Raw genomic sequence first — 17,730 nt, 5'->3', positions numbered from 1 at the left:
TCCTCCTTCTTGATTGCCTCGACTTTTGTCATCCCCCGTGACCCACCCGTTCAGGTCGCGCAAAGTGGGCTTTACGAGGGCCTCGAACCCCACTTTTCGCGACCTGAAGGGGGAACGTCGGCGAGTGCGGCGGCAGCGTCACGAGATGGCGTGCCATGTCGAGCGATCGCCGGCAGATGCCTCGACCGCTGCCAGCACCCGCTGCACCCGTAGCGCATCGTCGAACGACGGCCGCGGCTGCTCGCCGGCCGAGATGGCGTTCACGAGGTCGACGACCTGGTGCGTGAAACCGTGCTCGTAGCCGAGCCCGTGGCCTGCCGGCCACCAGTTGCCGACGTACGGATGCACCGGCTCCGTCACGATGATGCGCCGGAATCCCTGCGCGGCCTGGTCGTCCGAACCGTCGAAGTACTGCAAGACGTTCGACTCCTCGAAGTCGAACGCGATCGCCCCCATCGAGCCGTTGACCTCGATGCGCATCGCGTTCTTGCGGCCGAGCGCGAATCGAGTCGCTTCGAACACCCCGATGGCCCCGTTGTCGAAGCGCGCCGTGAATGCCGTCGCGTCGTCGACGGTGACCGGGCCCTTCTCGGCGTCACTTGCGCCCTTGCCACCGAGCCCGACGAGGTCGCCACCGACCGGTCGCTCGCCGACGAATGTCTTCATGATCGCCGAGACGCCGGCGATGTCGGAACCGGTGATCCACTGCGCCGTGTCGATGCTGTGGGCTCCGATGTCACCCAGCGCGCCGCTGCCGGCCTTCGCCTTGTCCATGCGCCAGGTGAGCGGGGCATCCGCGTCGCTCAGCCAGTCCTGCAGATACTGCGCGCGCACGTGACGGATTTCTCCGAGCCGCCCCTCGTCGACGAAGCGCTTCGCGAGCGTGAGCGCCGGCGTGCGGCGATACGTGAACCCGCACATCGCGAACACGCCGTTCGCCGCTGCCGCTCGCGCGACATCCGCCATCTCCTCCGCTTCCTCAACGGTGTTGGCCAGGGGCTTCTCGCAGAGAACATGCTTGCCAGCCTGAAGAGCGGCGATCGCGATCTCGCGGTGGGTATTGCCGGGCGTGCAGATGTCGATGAGGTCGATGTCGTCGCGCTCGACCAGCCGACGCCAGTCGGTCTCGACACTCTTCCAGCCCTGTCGTTCCGCGGCTGCAGTGACCGCGGCGAGGTTGCGGCCGGCGACAGCGGTCAGCTCGGGCGTGAGCGGAAGGTCGAAGAAGCGGTGAGCGGTGCGCCAGGCGTGCGAATGAACCGCGCCCATGAACGCGTACCCCACCATGCCGATACGTAACCGCGGCGTGTTTTCTGCCATTGCGACTCCCTTGTTGCGCAAGTTGACGAGACCGTGCGACGCGGTCTTCCCAATCTTCGCACCGATCATCACCGCAATCAAGCGACAGCCATCCTCGCAAGTTGCGCAACTTCCTATTAGGATGCCGACATGAGCGATCCGGGGGCGATCACACCGTGGAGCGCACACGCCGACGGCATCGATGCGCCAGGCGGTGTCACGATGGCAGAGCTCGCGCGCCTCGCTGGAACGACGGTGCCGACGGTGTCGAAGGTGCTGAACGGCCGCTCCGATGTCTCGGTCGCCACCAGGGAACGCGTCATGCGGCTCGTCGAGCAGACCGGCTATCGTCGACGCCCTCGCTCCGGCCGAGCGCCAGACAACGAGACCGGCGGCCTCGTCGACCTCGTGATCAGCACAGTGCGCGGCTCATGGGCGAACCTCGTGATGAGCGGGGCAGAGAGCGCTGCGGCCGCTGCGGGGCTCGACCTGGTCGTCACCGTCTCGCGCCCTGGCCAGGACGCGAGTTCCGACTGGGTCGCCCGCCTGCTCGCCCGACGCTCGCGCGGCGCAACCCTGGCGCTTCTGACTCCGTCGAGCGCCCAGCTGCAGACGCTGAACGCCGCGGGCATCCCTCTGGTGCTGCTCGACCCGTCCGCCGACTCGGCGGCCGGCGCGCCGAGCATCGGCACCACGGACTGGGCAGGCGGTTACGCAGCTGCCGTGCACCTGGCATCTCTCGGCCACCGCCGCATCGGCCTGATCGCAGGCGAGGGCGACTACCGCTACGGCAGAGCGCGAGTCGACGGGTTCAGGGCCGGCCTGGAGCAGGCCGGCATCGAACTGCAGCACAGGCGCATCGGTCACGCCCCCTGGAACCGCGACGCAGCGGCATCCGTCGCGGAACGGATGCTCGCCTCCGCCTCTCCCCCGTCGGCCGTCTTCGCGTGCTCCGACGAGATGGCCCTGGGCGTCTACCAGGCGGCCGGCGCGTTGGGTGTCGCGATTCCCGATCGGCTGAGCGTGGTCGGGTTCGACGATCTTCCGGAGTCTTCGTGGATCACGCCGGCGATGACCACGGTGCGGCAGCCGATAGAGCAGATGGCGGCTGCCGCGATGCGCATGCTGCTGCGCATGCGCTCCGGGGGCCACTCGGGATCGGCACGCGAAGAGCTCTCGACCGAGCTGGTGGTCCGGGGATCGACGACAACGGCTCGGTAACGGGTTTGGCGCGGTGAGATTTTGTCGTATAGCGTGTCCGTGAGAGCGCTCCCACACTTTCATCACATCTTGATCTCAGTTAGCCGCAACCCCCGTGGGAGAGCACTTGTAAATGTTGACACGCCCAACAAAAGCCTGAAAGATAACCAACACGGCCGTGGAAGGCGTGGCCACGACAAACGCACCAACACCTGACATTCAACGAAGAATCTCCGGCCGACGCACTCGCGCCGACTGGACGGAAAGGGATCTGATAATGGCATCGGAATCCACTGGCGCAGCCTTCACCCGACGAGGCTTTCTCGGCCTCGCGGGCGGCGTCGCCGCGACAACGCTTCTGGCAGCCTGCTCCGGCGGTACCAGCGGCGGCGGAGGCGGCAGCAGCAAGCCGCTGAAGTTCTGGAACATGCCCTGGGGCAGCACCGCGTTCAACCCTCTCGACAAGAAGATCACGCTGGCTTACAAGCCGAAGAGCAGTCTTCCGTCGGCGACCTATCAGGAGATCCAGTGGGCTAACTTCACCCAGACGTTCTCCTCGGCTGTCGCATCGAACACGGGTCCCGCAGTGAGCTCGGGCGGTGGAACCCAGGCGTTCCAGTTCGCCCACCAGGGCAAGATCGCCTACGCGGACGACCTGATCAGTTCGTGGAGCAGCAACGGCCTGAAGGACGACTTCCTCGACGGCCTGCTCGACACGATGAAGACCGACCAGGGCTATGCGGCTGTGCCGTACAACCTCGACGTTCGTTGCTCGTGGTACAACAAGACGCTGCTTTCGCAGGCGGGCGTCGATGTGCCCACCACCTGGGACGAGTACACGAAGGTCTGCGCGGCGCTCAAGAAGATCGGCGTGTACGGCTTCGGCCTCGGCGCGGGTGCCGGCAACTTCACCGGCAGCCACATCCTCACCGCCTTCATGATCAACAACGGCGGCGGCCTGTTCAACAAGAGCAAGGAGCCGGACTGCGTCACCGACGTCAACGTCGAGGCGATGGAGTACGTGCTCTCACTCGTGAAGAACGGCTACTCCGACCCAGCGGGTGCGACCTACACGAGCGCGAACGTGCAGTCGCAGTGGAAGGCCAAGAAGTTCGGCTACGGCTGGGACGGCGCGGGCCTTGCAGCCAGCGTCGGAGGCGATGTCGCTGCCGACATGGTCGTCGGCGACCCGCTGACCGGTCCGCACGGAACCAAGGGCGGTCTGTACTTCCCGAACAACATCATGATGTACAAGAACACCCCGAGCCAGAAGGGCTCAGAGGCGTTCGTGACGTACTACTACAAGAACATGTCGAAGCTGTGGACGGAGAAGACCGGTATCGGCCTTCCCCCTCTGAAGTCCATCGCGAACACTTCGGTTCTCAAGGCCGACCCGGTGACGGTGAAGATCCTGAAGGACTGGAACCCGATCTACGGCACCTGGGCAGCCCCGGGCGGAAAGGGCCTGTTCTACAACATCGCGAACACCGTTGACGGCACCCAGCCGATGATCACCTTCTCGCAGGCGATCCTCGGTGGTAAGACGGATGCCAAGAGTGCTCTGACGACGTTGCAGAACGCCATCGAAGGTCTGATGAAGTAAGGACCGGATTCGGGTGGGCCTCGGCGCGAGCAGAGGCCCACCCGTTTTCACTCTTCAAGGTTTTTACTGAGAACAGCTGTCAAAGGAGAAGCTCAATGTCGACCGAGTCCGTGGCCGGTGCGCTGAAGAAGGCGCGGAACGGTGTGGGAGTGGCCGGTTCGGGGCGCTCGCCTGGTAAAGGCAAGCGTGGCCGTGCGATGTCCCACACGTGGACGTTCTTTTTGTTCGCTCTGCCGTCGTTGGTGCTTCTGGTTCTGTTGAACCTGTACCCGGTGATCTACGCCGGATGGCAGTCCACCCGTAATGGGGATCTGATCGATTCCGGCGCGTTCGTCGGGTTCGCGAACTACATCGACGTGGTGCAGCAGCCGGGGTTCTGGCATGCCGCGTTGTTCACCCTGGTCTTCACCGTGGTCGGTGTGTTCGGTTCCTGGGCTGCCGGGCTGGGGCTGGGGTTGCTGCTGCGCACCCGGATCCCTGCCGGCGGGCTCTTCAAGGTGCTGCTGCTGTTGCCGTGGGTCGTTCCCACTGTGGTGTCGGCGACGTCGTGGAACTGGCTCGTCGCCACCCCGCAGTCTCCGCTGCCCCTCCTGGCGCACGCGTTGGGCTTCGGGAACGTGCTCTTTCTCGCGGATCCGCTTCTCGCCCAGATCACGGTGTGCGTGTTCAAGGTCTGGATCAGCTTCCCGTTCATGATGATGATGATGTCGTCTGCACTGGCGTCGGTGGACACCAACGTGTACGAGGCATCCAAGGTCGACGGCGCGGGAACCTGGCAGACGTTCACACAGATCACGCTGCCGATGATCTCCCGCACCACGTACGTGTCGTGGATCCTGATGACGATCTTCTGCGTCAACGACTTTCCGACGATCTTCCTGTTGACCGGCGGCGGACCGGTCAACGCCACCCAATCCCTGGTCGTGCTCGCCTACCAGACCGTGTTCCAGAACTACCAGGTCGGCCCCGGTGTCGCGATCGCGTTCCTGATGACCATCGTCTTGGTGATCATCTCGGTGCTGCTGTACCGCCAGATTAGGAAGGTGAACATCGAATGAGCACCGAAACCGCAACCGGCCTGCCCATCACCGGTGAGCTGCACGTCGGCGTGAACGCCGGCGGCAAACGTCGCTCCTTGTCCGAGTTGGGCGAGCGCGGCAAATGGTGGCGTCTGCTGGCGATCTTCGTCATCACCGCGGTCGTGCTGGTCCCCATCGTCGCCGTCGTGATCCTGTCGCTCACCCCGTCGCTGGGCTCCACCGCGACCGGGCTGACGTTCGAGAACTTCGGCGCCGTGTTCACCCAGACCTCCGTCGGCACTTGGCTGGGCAACAGCCTCCTCGTCGCCCTGGTCACCGTGGTCGCCGCCGTGATCATCGCAGCGCCTGCCGGCTACGTGCTCTCACGAGGACGCAACAAGCTGGTCTCCTCCTACTCGCTGATCCTCTTCATCGTGCAGTCGCTGCCTGTGGTCACCGCCGTCATCCCGTTGTTCTTCCTGTTCGCGAAGTTCGGACTGGTCGACAACCTCGTCGGGATCATGATCATCTACACCGGCTCCACGATGAGTGTCGCCTGCTGGATGATGGCCGCCTACTTCGACTCGATCCCGATCACCCTCGAAGAAGCAGCCTGGATCGACGGCGCCAGCGTCTGGGGCAGCTTCATCCGCATCGTGCTCCGCAACTCGCTGCCCGGCGTGCTCTCCACCGCGATCTTCTCGTTCCTGCTGGCCTGGAACGACTACCTCGTCGCCGTGGTCTTCCTCCGATCCGACCAGAATTACACCCTCCCCATCGGCCTGAACACGTTCTTCCAGCAGAACCAGACCAACTGGGGACTCGTGATGGCCGTCGCGGTCGTGATGATGCTCCCGCCGATCATCATCTTCTCCGTGCTCAACAGATACTTCTCGGTTGGCGGTATCGGAGGGTCGCTTGCCGGACGCTGACAACGCCGGCGACATCCAGGAGGGCGGGCGCACATCACGTGCGGCCGCCCTTCCGGCTCTCCGCGCGGCTATCGACCGGATCATTCCGGCGGATGCGTGGCCCGCAGGCTGGGAGGGCGGCGTCGCCGAGTACCTGACGCTCGACCCGATCGCGGCGGACCGGGATCTGCTGTGGGCGTGGCCGTCGCTGATCTCACTCGCTGCACGGCTCGACGACGAGGCGCAGCGTGCGGGGGCCGCGGGCTTTGCCCACCTCGGCGCACAGGCGCAGGACGGCATCCTGACCCGGATCGCCGCCGGCTCGAGCGCAGCGGCGTTCGACGTGCTCCGCCGCGTGAGCTGGGAAGGGTACTACGCGTCGTCGGATGCACGGCATCCTGCCGGCCTCGACATGGTGGGATTCCGCGGGGTGCCAGAGGGCGTCACTCCGGTCGAGCCCGAGCCGCCTGCTGCAATCGCACCGTCTCAGGTGCACGCGCACTACGACGCGATCGTCGTCGGCTCCGGCCCGGGCGGTGGCGTCGCCGCGCAGGTGCTGACGGCCGCCGGCAAGCACGTGCTGCTGGTGGAGCGCGCTCCCAATCTGCGTGATGACGAGATTCGCGGCGACCACCTGCATGGCAAACGCAACGCCGTGTACTGGCCGACGGTCGGGCCTGGGCCGGGGCATCCGCGGGTCGCACAGCTACCGGACGGCGACCGCGTTCTCGACGGCACCGACGACGCGTCTGTCTACGGACTGAATGCCGACACTGTCGGTGGAGGAACCCGCATCTGGCAGGGCATGGCCTGGCGATTCATGCCGGAGGACTTCCGGATGCGCACGCTCTATGGCGACCCGGACGGCGCGAGCCTCGCCGACTGGCCGGTGTCGTACGACGAGCTCGAGCCGTATTACACGCGGGCCGAGTGGGAGCTCGGTGTGGCAGGCGAGGAGGGCGGTCTCACGCGCCGCACGCCGCGCTCGGGCGGATATCCGATGCCCGCGATGGGTACCGAGCCGTCCCGCGAGCTGCTCGGCGCGGCGGCCGACACCCTCGGCTGGGGCTGGGGTCCGATTCCGCTCGCCATCAACTCGGTGCCCTGGGGAGGCCGCGCGGCGTGCGTGCGCTGCGCCCAATGCATCGGCAATACGTGTCCCGTGAACGCGAAGAACGGTTCGCAGTCGACGTTCATCCCCCGTGCCTTGGCGACCGGACTCTGCGATCTGCTGGCCGACGCGGAGGTGGTGGAGGTGCGGGACGGCGTCGGAGCAGCCGGCGTCACGATCATGGCGGATGCCTCGAGCCACCCCGTCGAACTCACCGTCAGCGCCGACGTGGTCGTCGTCTCGGCCGGCGCCGTCGAGACTGCCCGGCTGCTGCTCGCCAGCGGCATCGGCAACGATCACGTCGGCCGCTATCTGCACGACCACCGCACCGCGACGGTGCTCGGACGGTCGGCGAGCCCCGTGAAGCCCTACATCGGCCCCGGACACTCCGTCGCGACGCTCGACCACGTGCACGGCGACACCATTCCATGGGGCGGCGGCGTGATCGTCGATCTGATGAGCCTGCTTCCCCTGACCTCGGCCGGGCAGCCGGATCCGGGCGTTGCAGGCTGGGGCGCCGGCCACAAGGAATGGATGCGCGAGGGCCGCGCTAACCTGTTCGGCGTCTTCGCGATGGGACAGGAGATCCCACTGCCCACCTCGCGCGTCACGCTCGCGGCGGTGCGGGATCGTTGGGGCCGCCCCGGCGCAGCCCTGCGCAAGGACGTGCACTGGACCAGCCAGCAGGTCGAAGACGGCATGGCCGTGCAGGGCGCGAAGTGGCTCGAGGCCGCTGGGATCACGGACATCAGGAGGCAGGGCGGGCCGGCGACGGCATCCGCTGCCGGCGAGCACTCGTGCGGCACCGCCCGCATGGGCACGTCGACGGAGAACTCCGCCACCGACCCGTACGGACGTGTGTGGGGAACTGGCCGCATCGTGTGCTGCGACTCTTCGCTGCACCCGACGAACGGTTCGGTGAACCCGACACTGACGATCGTGGCGAACGCGTTCCGCGTCGCCGACAACCTCGTGGCCGAGTGGCCACGGTGAGAAGTCACCCTTCAACTCGCCGCCGGATCGCTCAGGGACCTGCAGCGATCGCAGCCGGGCGAAGGACAACAACGAGGAGAACGACATGGCCGCTGGCCAGCGCTGGCACGACACCACCCTTTCGCCGATGGAGCGCGTCGACGCGCTGATCGCTCAGATGACGCTGCGCGAGAAGGTCGCGCAGCTCTACGGGGTGTGGGTGGCGTCGTCACCGGTCGGCGATGACGTCGCCCCGTTCCAGCACGACATGAGCGAAGATGCGGTCGAGCTCGACGAGCTGCTCCCCCACGGCCTCGGTCAGCTGACGAGGTCGTTCGGGTCGACGCCCGTCGATCCGGCGGTTGGACTGGTGTCGCTCGCCCGCAGTCAGAAGCGCATCATGGCGGCGAACCGATTCGGCATCCCCGCGATCGCTCACGAGGAATGCCTCGCCGGATTCACCGCGTGGGGTGCGACCGCGTACCCCGTGCCGCTGTCGTGGGGTGCCACGTTCGACCCGGCTCTGATCGAGAAGGTCGCCATTCGGATCGGCACCGGCATGCGCGCCGTCGGCGTGCACCAGGGACTCGCACCGGTGCTCGACGTGACGCGCGATCCGCGCTGGGGTCGCACTGAGGAGACCATCGGCGAGGATCCGTATCTCGTCGGTACGATCGCGACAGCGTACGTTCGCGGGCTCGAATCCACCGGCATCGTCGCGACGCTGAAGCACTTCATCGGGTACTCGGCGTCGAAGGCCGCCCGCAATCTCGCTCCCGTGTCGATGGGCAGACGCGAGTTCAACGACGTGATGGTTCCGCCATTCGAGCTCGCCGTGCGCGACGGCGGCGTGCGCAGCGTGATGCACGCCTACACGGATGTCGACGGCGTCCCCTCCGCCGGCGACGAGACCCTGCTCACCGGGCTGCTCCGGGACACCTGGGGTTTCGACGGCACCGTGGTCGCCGACTACTTCGGCATCGCCTTCCTGAAGACGCTGCACGGCGTGGCCGGCACCTGGGGCGAGGCAGCGGCAGCGGCGCTGAAAGCCGGAGTCGACGTCGAGCTTCCGACGGTGAAGGCCTATGGCGACCCGCTCGTCGAGACCGTCTCGGACGGCGACCTCGACGAGTCGTACGTGGAGCGCGCGCTGCGCCGCGTGCTGCTTCAGAAGGCGGAGTTCGGCATGCTCGACCCCGACTGGTCGCCGATTCCCGACGGCTGGAGCGAAGCCGACCTGACGAACATCGACGCCGCGCGGGGACGCATTCGGCTGGACAGCGACGAGGACCGCGCGCTCGCGCGTACCGTCGCCGAGCGTGCCGTGGTTCTCGTGCGCAATGACGGGGTGCTGCCGATCGCGTCCGAGGCGGGCATCCGTATCGCCGTCGTCGGGCCGTTGGCGGACGACATGTTCGCGATGCTCGGCTGCTACTCGTTCCCGAGCCACGTCGGCACGTTGCACTCCGAGGTGCCGATCGGCATCGAACTCCCGACCGTGCTGGAGAGCCTGCGGGCCGAGTTCCCGAACGCGACCTTCACCGTCGAGGCCGGCGTGAGCGTGGACGGCAAGGGTGACGGGGTGGCCGAGACGGATGCCACGGGCATCCGTCTCGCCGTCGACGTCGCGCGAGAAGCCGACCTCGTCGTCGCGGTGCTCGGCGATCACGCGGGCCTGTTCGGCCGCGGCACCTCCGGCGAAGGATGCGACGCCGCCAGCATGCGCCTGCCAGGTCGCCAGCAGGACCTGCTCGACGCTCTCGTCGACAGCGGCACCCCCGTGGTGACGACGCTCGTGGAGGGACGTCCGTACGCGCTGGGATCCGCCTCCGACAAGGCCGGAGCGATCGTCACGGCATTCTTCCCCGGCGAAGAGGGCGGACCGGCGATCGCCGGCGTGCTCAGCGGTCGGGTCAACCCGAGCGGGCGTCTGCCCGTGAGCATCCCCGCCACGGAGGGCGGCCAGCCTGCGACGTATCTGGCGGCGGCTCTCGGCGGGCCGACCGGTGTCTCCAACCTCGACCCGACGGCGAAGTTCCCGTTCGGACACGGACTCTCGTACACCTCGTTCGCGTGGTCGGATGCCCGCCTCGACGCCGACTCCACCACGACGTCCGGCGCCGTGAACGTCTCGCTGCTGGTGACCAACACCGGCGAGCGGGCGGGCATCGAGATCGTGCAGCTGTACCTGCACGATCCGGTGGCATCCGTCGTGCGACCGGTGAACCGGCTCGTCGGCTACGCCTCGGTGCCGCTGGAAGCGGGAGAGTCGAAGACCGTGTCGTTCGAGGTGAGCGCGGACCTCTCGGCGTTCACGGGGCGCGACTACACGCGCGTCGTGGAACCCGGAGAGCTCGAGTTGCGACTCGGTGCGTCGAGCGGCGACATCCGCTTCGCACTGCCGGTGACGCTGACCGGACCGGTGCGGGTCGTCGACCACACGCGCGAGCTGCGGAGCGCGGTGACGATCCGGTAGATGCGATCGACCTCTGGCGCGCGAGAACGTGCTGCGGTCACACTGATGCCGCGGGCACCCACACTCGCATCGCGCCGGGCCGGCCGTTGCCCCAGGTGGCATACGGACGCAACCGCACCTGCGACGCGGTCTGCTCGGCCGAGCTCGAGGCATCCCATCCGGCGTAGAGCCGATCGTCGTCGCCGCGCACGTGTCCGACGGCGTCGAGGATCGGGCCCAGCTGCGTTGTGTCACCGCTCAGCGCGATCGGGCTCGTCGGATCCAACACGACCTGGTCGATGTCGGCCTGGTTGTCGCCCTGCTCGAGGCAGTAGACGATCGGTCCGCGACGCACGGCGACGGATCCGCGCACGGCGTCGATGCGGGGGTTGCCCGACAACACCTCGGGCGCCAGGTCGAGGTCGAGCCGTACGACGGTGCCCGTGGCGAGCGCACCTGGCAGGTGCAGCCACCCGTTCTCAAGGGCTGCCTCGATCGGGCGGCCGTCGACCGTCACACTGTGACCGGTGCTCCACCCCGGCAGGCGCAGCGCGAGCGTTCCGCTGTCGAAGCCCTCGACGACCGTGATCAGGATGCCGCCGTCGACCGGGTAGTCCGTGTCGACATCCAGCACGACGCGTCCGCCGTCGAGCGCGGTGTCGATGCGCGATCTCGTGTACTGGAACAACTGCAGCTCGTCGCCACGCGTGCCGGCGAGATAGCCCTCGATGCTCGCGAACGTGCGCATCAGGTTCGGCGGACAGCACGCGCAGAAGTACCAATCGAGCCGTCGCGCTGCAGCCTCCTCTTGCACCGAGATGTGGTCTGGGCGCAGCTGGAGCGGGTTGCTGTAGAAGAAGGATGCCCCGTCGTCGGAGGTGCCGTCGGCGACGACGTTGTAGAGCGCGGTCTCGAAGAAGTCGCCGTACTGCGCGTCACCCGTGGCCTGGTACATGCGCCACGCCCAGTGCATGGCGCCGATCCCGGCGCACGTCTCCGCGTAGGCACGGTCGCTCGGAAGCTCGTAGGCGTCGCCGAAGGCTTCGTCCCTGTGGCGGGATCCGGTGCCTCCGGTGAGGTAGCTGCGGCGGGTGACCATGTCGTCCCATTGCGCCTTCAGCGCGGTGAGCAGGGTGTCGTCGCCCGTCTCGAGGTAGACATCCGTCGCCCCGCTGTTCAGGTAGAGGGCGCGCACCGCGTGCCCGCGCATGACGGCGGTCTCGCGCACTGACGCGTCGTCCTGGAAGTAGGCGGTGCCGAATGCGCCGCGCCCGAGCCATCCGGAGCCGCGGCGGTCGACGAACGCCTTCGCCGTGTCGAGATACTCGGTGCGGCCGGTGAGTCGGTAGAGCTCGACGAGGGCGTACTCGACTTCCGGATGCCCCGGGTACGCCTGCGACTCCGCCCCGCCGAACAGCCGCACGATCAGGTCGGCCGTGCGGCTGGCCACCGCCAGCAGCCGGTCGTCACCCAACGCACGCACTGACGCGATCGCGGCTTGGATCAGATGACCGGCACAGTACAACTCGTGGCCCGATGCGAAATCGGTCCACCGCTCCTGCACGCGGTCTGCACGCTGGAATGCAGAGTCGAGATAGCCGTCTTGGTCCTGCGCGGCGGTGAGCAGCGCGACCGTCTCCTCGTAGAACGCGCGGAAGTCTGACTGTTCCTCGTGGCCCAGTTCCCAGGCGACCGCCTCGAGCACCTTGTGCACGTCGCTGTCGGCGAAGACCGGGCCGCGAAAGGGTGCATCGGTCCCGCCGATCAGCCGGCGGAGGTTGTCGAGCGCGCCATACGACTCCAGCCGTTCGATGCCGTGCGGGATCGTCGTCTGCCGGTTGCGGCGCTGCCACAGCCCGAGTGTTCCATCGCCGAGCACGACATCACCCTTCACGGGAGTGACGAGTCCAAGGCGCGATGCCTGCGTCGGTCGAGCCGTTGTCACCAAGTCTGTTCCTTCCTCTGCCGGCGCGTGCCGGTTCACGATCGCGAGGACGCCGCAGCCAGGTTCTCCGCCACCGAACCCCACGATTCGAGCACTGCCTTCACGTCGTCGCGGCGTTCCTGGGCGACGGCCGTGCGGTAGGCATCCTCGAGCACACTATCGAGCGTGACCGTGCGCGACGTCTCGGCGGAGAGCACGGCGGCCTCGACCATGGCGAGGCTGTAGACGTTCGAGTGCACGTCGCCTGCCGGCGTGCGCCCGGTGCGCAGTGCGTCGATGAAGTCGTCGAGGGCTCCCGCGATCTCGGAGCGCTTCGTCGAGACGCTCGTCGGCCGCAGCGATCCTTCGCCCGCGAGTTCGATCTCAGGATGCCCCTCGCCGTCCCAGCTCGCGCTGCCCAGAGCGCCGCTGACGCGCCAGCGTCCGTTCCAGGAGGTCTCGAGGCCAGGGCTGCACCAGCTGCCTGTGAAGGTGTAGCGCGTACCGCCCTCGAACTCGAAGACAGCTGTCGCAGCCGCGTCACCTCGGTACCAGCTCCAGCTCGGATTGAAGGTGCGGCAGTCAACCGAGACCGGGTCGGCATCCAACAGGTACCGCGAGACATCGAACGCGTGGATGGCCATGTCGACCAGCAGAGGCTGCGCCATCTCGTCACGGAACCCGCCGAAGTGCGGCGCCTTGAAGAACTCCGTCGTGACGATGCCGATGTCGCCGAGGCCGGCGATGGCATCCTTCAGCTCGGCGAGCACGGGATAGTACCTGCGCGACTGGCTCGTCATGAGCAGTTGTCCCGACAGCTCTTCCGCCGCGATCAGCGACAGGGTCTCTGCAACGGTCGGCGCTATCGGCTTCTCGCACAGCACGGGAAGCCCGGCGAAGAGCGCCTCCGTGTTCACGGCGTGGTGGGCCGGCGGGACCGTGACGTCGATGACGGCCTGTGCCCCCGACCTGGTGGCGACATCCGCCACCGAGGCCCCGATCTCGATGGCCAGCCCTCGATCGGCGACGACGCCCCTAGCGAGGTCGAGATCAAGATCGACGAGCCCGACGAGTTCCACCTGCGACGTCTCGGAGATGACCTGCAGCCAGTGCCTTCCCATGGAGCCCGCGCCGACGAGCACGACGCGCACAGGGGCATCCCCTTCAAGCGTGGCGAACGGGCTCATTCGTCGTCGGCCCGGTTGCTCATGGCACCCTGGTACCCGCGCCCGTTGAAGAAGTCGCCGGTCTCGTAGCGCAGAAGTGTCGGCAGGGCCCGGTTCGGTCGATCGGATGCCGCCCACGCGACGCCGTTCGCGATCACCCTGCGCACGTCCTTGTGGTGATACACCGGGAAGTCCTGGTCGCCGGGACTGAAGTAGAAGATCTTGCCGTTGCCGCGGCGGTACGTGATGCCACTTCGAAACACCTCTCCCCCGGTGAACGAGCTGATGAAGACGATCTCGTCCGGCCGCGGAACGTCGAACTGCTCGCCGTACATCTCCTGCTGCGGAATCTCGATCGGATGCGGCACGCCCTGCGCGATCGGATGCGTCGGGTCGACGGTCCAGACCAGCTCGCGGTCGTTCTCGCTGCGCCACCGCAGCGTGCACGTCGTGCCCATCAGCTTCTGGAAGATCTTGGACCAGTGGCCGGAGTGCAGCACCAGCAGTCCCATGCCCTCCAGCACGTGACGGTGCACACGCTCGACGACCTCGTCCGACACCTCGGAGTGCGCGGCGTGACCCCACCAGGTGAGCACGTCCGTTTCGGCGAGCCTCTCGTCGCTGAGACCGTGCTCGGGGTCGTCGAGCAGCGCCGTCGAGACCGAGACCTTGTCGCCGAGGTTCTCCTCGATGCCCTGTTTGATGGCGTTGTGCATGCCCTCCGGGTAGAGCTCGGCGACGTGCGGTTCCACCTGCTCGTGCCGGTTCTCTCCCCAGACGACGACGCGCAGGGGGCGGTCGGCAATGGCGTTCATGAGTGCTCCTTCGTGGTTCTGCGTGACGGTACGGCCGTGCCGCGTCACTTGATCGCGCCGCCGAGTGCTCCGGCGGCGATGTACTTCTGGGCGATGATCAGCAGGATGCCCGCCGGGACCGACGCGATCACGGCCGTGGCCATCACCGGTCCCCACTGGGACACGTTGGCGCCCAGGTAGTTGTAGATGCCGAGCGTGATCGGCCGCACGGCGGGCGTGCTCGTCAGGGTCAACGCGAACAGGAAGTCGCCCCACGCCCCGAGGAACGTGAAGAGGGCGGCCGTGATGATCGCGTTCTTGCTGATCGGCACGACGATCGCGATGAACGCCCTGAAGTTGTTGGCGCCGTCCACAAGAGCGGCCTCGACGAGGCTCTCCGGAAGGGATGCCATGAAGGCGCGCATCAAGATGATCGCGAACGGAATCTGAGCTGCGCTGTCGGCCAGGATCAGGCCGATGTACGTGTTGAGCAGACCCCAGTTGTTGAACAGCGTGTAAAGCGCATTCGCGATGACGATCGTCGGGATCATCTGCGTGATCAGCAGCACGAAGACGAAGACCGTCATCCCCTTCATCTTGAAGCGGGCCAGCCCGTATGCGGCAGGCGTTGCGATCACGAGGGTCAGCACGACGGCGCTGAGCGAGATGATCAGGCTCGTGATGAGGTTCGGCCACTGCTGCGCGATGGCGGCCTGGTAACCGGCGAAGGTCGGATGGATCGGGAACCACTCGGTGTTCGCAGCACCGGAGTTGCCTTGCAGGCTGCTGTTGATCATCCAGTAGATCGGAAACACCATGACGGCGAGGAAGATGATGCCGAGCACCGTCAACGGCCACTTGCGGGCGTGCTTGCGCCGGTTCGCCTGAGCTCCGGCAGGCAGCACCATCGCCTGTGTCGCGGTCATTCGTCGACCCCCTTGCGGTTCATGTAGAGATAGACGATCGCGAACACGAGCGAGATCACGATCAGCACGTTGCTCACGGCAGCGCCCTGTCCGAACAGGAACTGCACGAACGAGTTCTGGTAGGCCCAGGTGGCGAGCGTCTGCGTGGAGTTCGCCGGTCCACCGCCGGTGAGGCCGAGGATGATGTCGACCACCTTGAGCGTGTAGACGACGCCGAGCACGATGACCACGCTCACCACCGACCGGATGCTCGGCCACGTGATGTGCCAGAAGGCCTTCCAGCCGGTCGCGCCGTCGAGCGCCGCAGCTTCGTACAGCTCCTCTGGAACGGCCTGCAGGCCGCTGTAGAGGATGGTCGTGTTGAACGGGATGCCGAGCCACACGTTGACGCCGATCACCGCGACGAGCGCGAGGCTCGGGCTCACCAGCCACGGAACAGGCTGCACCCCGAAGATGCCGAGGAACTGGTTCAGCGCGCCACTGCCCTGATCGAGGATCCACTTCCAGACGGCGGCAGAGGCGATCAGGGGAAGCAGCCACGGCAGGAGCAGCAGCGAGCGCAGGAATCCGCTCAGCGGGAAGTGCCGCTTGAAGAACAGAGCGAGCGCCAGCCCGATGCCGAACTGCAAGACGATCGAGCCGATGGTGAACAGTGCCGTGTTGAGAAGCGTCGTCGAGAAGATCGGGTTCGTGAACACGTTCACGTAGTTCTGCAGCCCGACCCAGGGCGCTTCACCCGTGTAGAACGTGGTCGTCGTGTAGTTCTGCAGCGACATCACGACGTTCTGCACGATCGGATAGCCGAAGAAGAGCAGCACGAACACGATCGCCGGTGCGACGAACAGCCACCTGGTGAGGTAGCGCCCGGCATGCGTCCTTCGGCGCGGTGCTCGCCCTGTGCTGGTCTTCTGCACGGTGCCCTGATCGAGGCCGGCGTCGACTGAGGTCATCTCACGCTCCTTTGCGATTCGGATGCCGGGCGGGCTCGGAAGGGATCAGCCCGCCCGGCACCGGCCTACTTGTTCTGCGACTGCGCCTGCTGCAGCGCTGCGGTGGGCGTCGCTTTGCCCGTCAACGCCAGCTGCACAGCGGTGTAGATGGCTGTCGCCGCGGTGGGCCACTTCGATCCGAGCTCCGCGGTGCGAGCGCGAGCGGTCTTCACCGTCTCGACGAACGCCGCCACGTCGGGGTGCGTCTTCACCCACGTCGCTGCCGACGCCTGGTCGGCGGGCACGTTGCCGGAGATCTTCGCGATCTTCAGCTGCGTGGCCGGCTTGTTCAGGCACTCGACGAACTTGGCGGACAGCGCCATCTTGGTCTTGTCACCGGTCTGCGGCACGTTGAACGTCTCTCCACCCAACGGGGAGACGACCTTCTGCGAGCTGGTGCGCACGGGGATCGGCACGCTGGCGAAGTTCAGGCCCTTCGTCGTCGTCAGAACCGGCAGCTGCCACGGGCCGTTGATCATCATGGCCGCCTTGCCTGCCACGAACTGGTTGTTGACATCCTGCTGGCTCCAGTTCACGGAGCTCTTCGACATCGAACCGTCGTTCTGCAGGTCGACGTCGAACTGGAGCGCCTGAGCGGCCTTCGCCGTTGAGATGTCCTTCTCGTTGCCGCCGTTCGTCCAGAAGAACGGAAGGAACTGCCAGGTGCCCTCGTAGGTGTTGATGTTGCTCATGGCGAAGCCGTAGACGCCCTTGCTCGAGTCGGTCAGCTTGACCGCAGCGGCCTTCAGCTCATCCCAGGTCTTGGGCGGGGTGACGCCGGCAGCCTTGAGCATGTCGACGTTGTAGTACAGCGCGATCGAGTTGATCACAGGAGCCAGGCCGTACAGCTGCCCCTTGTACGTGCCGGCCTTGACGACGGAAGGCACGTCACCAGACGGCGCGCTCACTCCGAAGTTCTTCAGCGGGGCGAGCGCTCCGGTCGCTGCGATCTGCTGCACGTCCGGATTGTCGAGCATGAGCACGTCAGGCAGCGTCTTCGAGGATGCCTGCTGCAGCACCTTGGAGATCAGCGAAGCGCCTGCGATGTGCACGGTGTTGACCTTGGCCCCGATCTCGGTGCCGCACTGCTTGTAGATGGTGTTGTACCCGCTCATGCTCGGGTTGGCGGTGTAGTAGTCCTCGACGGTCAGCGTCTGCTTCGCACCCGAGGTGCTCGAGCCGTTCGAGCCGGAGGAACAGGCGGCCAGTGACAGCGATATGGCTGCCACCCCGGCGACCGCCGCGATGATGCGTGACTTCTTCACGAATGAGCTCCTTTGCTTCTTCTCAGAAGGTGATCGCCGTCGAAAGACAGCAAGGTAAAGCGCTTGACCGGAGGCGGAAAAAATAAGACCGGGAGG

Annotated in this window: 13 protein-coding genes; 6 read left to right on the top strand and 7 right to left on the bottom strand. The window is 66.5% G+C overall.

All coding sequences use genetic code 11. The features are described 5' to 3' along the window. Nucleotides 1-138: 138 nt before the first annotated feature. On the bottom strand, nucleotides 139-1,320 hold the full coding sequence (locus tag MJ603_RS14495) for a Gfo/Idh/MocA family protein (protein ID WP_243064451.1): 1,182 nt from the start codon (nucleotides 1,318-1,320) through the stop codon (nucleotides 139-141). 129 nt (nucleotides 1,321-1,449) lie between these two features. On the opposite strand from MJ603_RS14495, the gene MJ603_RS14490 reads away from it, so the two are divergent. From MJ603_RS14490 to MJ603_RS14465, 6 genes are all read left to right on the top strand, one after another. Then, nucleotides 1,450-2,520: a LacI family DNA-binding transcriptional regulator gene (locus MJ603_RS14490; protein WP_243064450.1), complete on the top strand. Its 1,071-nt coding sequence runs from the start codon at nucleotides 1,450-1,452 to the stop codon at nucleotides 2,518-2,520. Between the two features lie 256 nt (nucleotides 2,521-2,776). Then, nucleotides 2,777-4,102 carry an ABC transporter substrate-binding protein gene (locus MJ603_RS14485; protein WP_243064449.1) on the top strand — a complete coding sequence of 442 codons (1,326 nt, stop codon included), beginning with the start codon at nucleotides 2,777-2,779 and terminating at the stop codon, nucleotides 4,100-4,102. A gap of 95 nt (nucleotides 4,103-4,197) precedes the next feature. Continuing rightward, nucleotides 4,198-5,160: a carbohydrate ABC transporter permease gene (locus tag MJ603_RS14480; RefSeq protein ID WP_243064448.1), complete on the top strand. Its 963-nt coding sequence runs from the start codon at nucleotides 4,198-4,200 to the stop codon at nucleotides 5,158-5,160. Beyond that, on the top strand, nucleotides 5,157-6,053 hold the full coding sequence (locus MJ603_RS14475; protein WP_243064447.1) for a carbohydrate ABC transporter permease: 897 nt from the start codon (nucleotides 5,157-5,159) through the stop codon (nucleotides 6,051-6,053). Before MJ603_RS14480 ends, MJ603_RS14475 begins: the two co-directional genes overlap by 4 nt. Next, complete coding sequence (locus MJ603_RS14470; protein WP_243064446.1) at nucleotides 6,040-8,136, top strand: GMC family oxidoreductase N-terminal domain-containing protein; 2,097 nt, start codon at nucleotides 6,040-6,042, stop codon at nucleotides 8,134-8,136. Before MJ603_RS14475 ends, MJ603_RS14470 begins: the two co-directional genes overlap by 14 nt. 85 nt (nucleotides 8,137-8,221) lie before the next feature. Then, complete coding sequence (locus MJ603_RS14465) at nucleotides 8,222-10,591, top strand: glycoside hydrolase family 3 N-terminal domain-containing protein (RefSeq protein WP_243064445.1); 2,370 nt, start codon at nucleotides 8,222-8,224, stop codon at nucleotides 10,589-10,591. Between the two features lie 37 nt (nucleotides 10,592-10,628). Here MJ603_RS14465 and MJ603_RS14460 read toward each other — a convergent pair whose 3' ends face one another. The 6 genes from MJ603_RS14460 to MJ603_RS14435 form a co-directional block, all read right to left on the bottom strand. Further along, nucleotides 10,629-12,515 (bottom strand): beta-L-arabinofuranosidase domain-containing protein, encoded by a 1,887-nt coding sequence (locus tag MJ603_RS14460; RefSeq protein WP_243064444.1) that lies wholly within the window; start codon nucleotides 12,513-12,515, stop codon nucleotides 10,629-10,631. Between the two features lie 35 nt (nucleotides 12,516-12,550). Continuing rightward, a complete protein-coding gene (locus MJ603_RS14455; protein WP_243064443.1) occupies nucleotides 12,551-13,681 on the bottom strand; it encodes a Gfo/Idh/MocA family protein in 1,131 nt (376 codons plus the stop codon). Further along, complete coding sequence (locus tag MJ603_RS14450; RefSeq protein ID WP_243064442.1) at nucleotides 13,678-14,475, bottom strand: ThuA domain-containing protein; 798 nt, start codon at nucleotides 14,473-14,475, stop codon at nucleotides 13,678-13,680. Before MJ603_RS14450 ends, MJ603_RS14455 begins: the two co-directional genes overlap by 4 nt. Before the next feature lie 44 nt (nucleotides 14,476-14,519). Then, nucleotides 14,520-15,380: a carbohydrate ABC transporter permease gene (locus MJ603_RS14445; protein WP_374230935.1), complete on the bottom strand. Its 861-nt coding sequence runs from the start codon at nucleotides 15,378-15,380 to the stop codon at nucleotides 14,520-14,522. Next, nucleotides 15,377-16,330 carry a carbohydrate ABC transporter permease gene (locus MJ603_RS14440; protein WP_243064441.1) on the bottom strand — a complete coding sequence of 318 codons (954 nt, stop codon included), beginning with the start codon at nucleotides 16,328-16,330 and terminating at the stop codon, nucleotides 15,377-15,379. Before MJ603_RS14440 ends, MJ603_RS14445 begins: the two co-directional genes overlap by 4 nt. Before the next feature lie 65 nt (nucleotides 16,331-16,395). After that, the gene (locus MJ603_RS14435) at nucleotides 16,396-17,634 is read right to left on the bottom strand and encodes a sugar ABC transporter substrate-binding protein (protein ID WP_243064440.1); all 1,239 of its coding nucleotides are present in this window, start codon (nucleotides 17,632-17,634) and stop codon (nucleotides 16,396-16,398) included. Between the last annotated feature and the right edge of the window lie 96 nt (nucleotides 17,635-17,730).

Origin of the sequence: Humibacter sp. RRB41 (assembly GCF_022761015.1) — a bacterium.
Taxonomy (GTDB): Bacteria; Actinomycetota; Actinomycetes; order Actinomycetales; family Microbacteriaceae; genus Humibacter.
The sequence above is the reverse complement of the archived record's forward strand: the minus strand, read 5'-3'. Positions and strand labels throughout refer to the sequence as shown.

What these genes read in the sequence shown, in the direction of transcription:
- MJ603_RS14495 (WP_243064451.1), bottom strand. Translation starts at nt 1,320, where the DNA reads ATGGCAGAAAACACGCCGCGGTTACGTATCGGCATGGTGGGGTACGCG.
- MJ603_RS14490 (WP_243064450.1), top strand. Translation starts at nt 1,450, where the DNA reads ATGAGCGATCCGGGGGCGATCACACCGTGGAGCGCACACGCCGACGGC.
- MJ603_RS14485 (WP_243064449.1), top strand. Translation starts at nt 2,777, where the DNA reads ATGGCATCGGAATCCACTGGCGCAGCCTTCACCCGACGAGGCTTTCTC.
- MJ603_RS14480 (WP_243064448.1), top strand. Translation starts at nt 4,198, where the DNA reads ATGTCGACCGAGTCCGTGGCCGGTGCGCTGAAGAAGGCGCGGAACGGT.
- MJ603_RS14475 (WP_243064447.1), top strand. Translation starts at nt 5,157, where the DNA reads ATGAGCACCGAAACCGCAACCGGCCTGCCCATCACCGGTGAGCTGCAC.
- MJ603_RS14465 (WP_243064445.1), top strand. Translation starts at nt 8,222, where the DNA reads ATGGCCGCTGGCCAGCGCTGGCACGACACCACCCTTTCGCCGATGGAG.
- MJ603_RS14455 (WP_243064443.1), bottom strand. Translation starts at nt 13,681, where the DNA reads ATGAGCCCGTTCGCCACGCTTGAAGGGGATGCCCCTGTGCGCGTCGTG.
- MJ603_RS14450 (WP_243064442.1), bottom strand. Translation starts at nt 14,475, where the DNA reads ATGAACGCCATTGCCGACCGCCCCCTGCGCGTCGTCGTCTGGGGAGAG.
- MJ603_RS14445 (WP_374230935.1), bottom strand. Translation starts at nt 15,380, where the DNA reads ATGACCGCGACACAGGCGATGGTGCTGCCTGCCGGAGCTCAGGCGAAC.
- MJ603_RS14440 (WP_243064441.1), bottom strand. Translation starts at nt 16,330, where the DNA reads ATGACCTCAGTCGACGCCGGCCTCGATCAGGGCACCGTGCAGAAGACC.